This window comes from Mesorhizobium sp. M7A.F.Ca.CA.002.15.2.1, from assembly GCF_003998715.1.
Taxonomy (GTDB): Bacteria; Pseudomonadota; Alphaproteobacteria; order Rhizobiales; family Rhizobiaceae; genus Mesorhizobium; species Mesorhizobium ciceri.
On record NZ_RZPI01000945.1, the window covers coordinates 1 to 1562 of the forward strand.

The following is a 1562-nucleotide window of genomic DNA, read 5'->3' on the forward strand; positions in this document are numbered from 1 at the left end:
AAGCCGGACGACGCGGCGAGCGCAAGCGCAGCGGCCGACGCCGTATAGAGGAATTTCTTCATGTGGCCTGCTCCTGTTCGGAAGATGGTCTCTCGGCGCTCGTCAGTCGGCGCCCGCTGAGGCCAATAGCCTTCGATTATAACAGTCGCATGACAGTTTGATGTCACCCCGGTAACGCGTCATCGCGATGAGCAAAACGCCGCCTGGCCGGCACTGAACACGCAGCCCGGCTTTGTCCCCGGAATCAGAGACTTGCTCCGCTTGGGGCCGAGATTGGCCAGCGATTTGGGGTTAGCCGGCCTTTACGAAAAAAAGCCGGACGGGAGCGCGTTGCTCTCAGCCAGACGGTGTCATGGCCGGGCCATCGCCGAAAACAGGTCCGTTGGGGTAGGTTGACGCTGTCTCATGCCGGCGGTCGCTGCTCCCGCCCGTAACTGGAAAGGGAGGAATCGAACGCCGCCATTGTCTCGGCTGGATACAACCTTTGATATGGTGCGATCGCACCATAGTCTTGGCCGCTGGCAGGGCGCGAATCTTCGCCGTATTCCCGGCACTCGGACAGGCAGGACCGGCCCTACCCGGCGTTGCGCTGAGCCTGCCGGCTGGCGCCGACCCAGCGCTCGACCTTCTCGAGCAGCGCCCGGGGACTGATCGGCTTGGGCAGATAGTCGTCCATGCCTGCCTCCAGGCAGCGCTCGCGGTCGCCCTTCAGCGCATGCGCGGTGACGCCGACGATCGGCACATGCGTGCCGGTTTCTTCCTCCAGCCGGCGAATGGCGGCGGTCGCTTCGAGACCGTTCATCTCCGGCATGGAGACATCCATCAGGATCATGCACGGGTTGAGCCGGCCGAAGGCATCGAGCGCCTTGCGGCCATTGCCGACGATCTCGAAACCATAACCGGTCTCGCCGAGAATCTGGGTGAACACCATCTGGTTTACCTCATTGTCCTCGGCCACCAGTATGTCCAGCCTGTCGCCACCAGCCGCCACCGGTGGCCGGGGGCGAATCGAAGGCGGCTGCAGCAGCGCCCGCTGTTCGGACGGTGCCGAGGGCTGCGGCCGCGTCACATTGCTCGCAGCGACGTCGGCCGCGAGCGGCTGCGCGTCGCTGCCGCCAGTGTTGTGGCGATGCCGCTGGATGGTGGCGACCAGCGTTTCCAGCAGCACCGAAGAGCGCGCCGGCTTGATCAACTGGGCATCGATGCCGAGATCGCGATAGCTGGTGTTGGCGAGCGACTGGTCGACCGAGGTCAGCATGATGATCGGCGTTCCGGCAAGGCCAGCGGTGTTGCGCACGATCCGCGCCATTTCGGCGCCGCTCATTTCAGGCATCTGGTAGTCGAGCACGACGCAATCGACCGGCACGCCATAGGCGGCTGCGGCGATCAGCACCTTGAGGCCTTCGGCGCCGCTTTCGGCCGCGCAGGAATCGAACGTCCATGATGTCATCTGCTCGGTCAGGATCGCCCTGTTGACGGCATTGTCGTCGACGATCAGGACACGCGCGCCGGTCACGTCGATCGGCATGATGCGTTGCCCGTTTTGCTGTCCGGCCCTCGGC

The 1562-nt window shown here is 64.5% G+C and carries 1 protein-coding gene; it reads right to left on the reverse strand.

The features are described 5' to 3' along the window. Positions 1-574: 574 nt before the first annotated feature. Positions 575-1562, reverse strand: a 988-nt coding sequence (locus ENZ74_RS31360) for a response regulator (RefSeq protein ID WP_164761376.1), incomplete at its 5' end; no start/stop codon positions are given.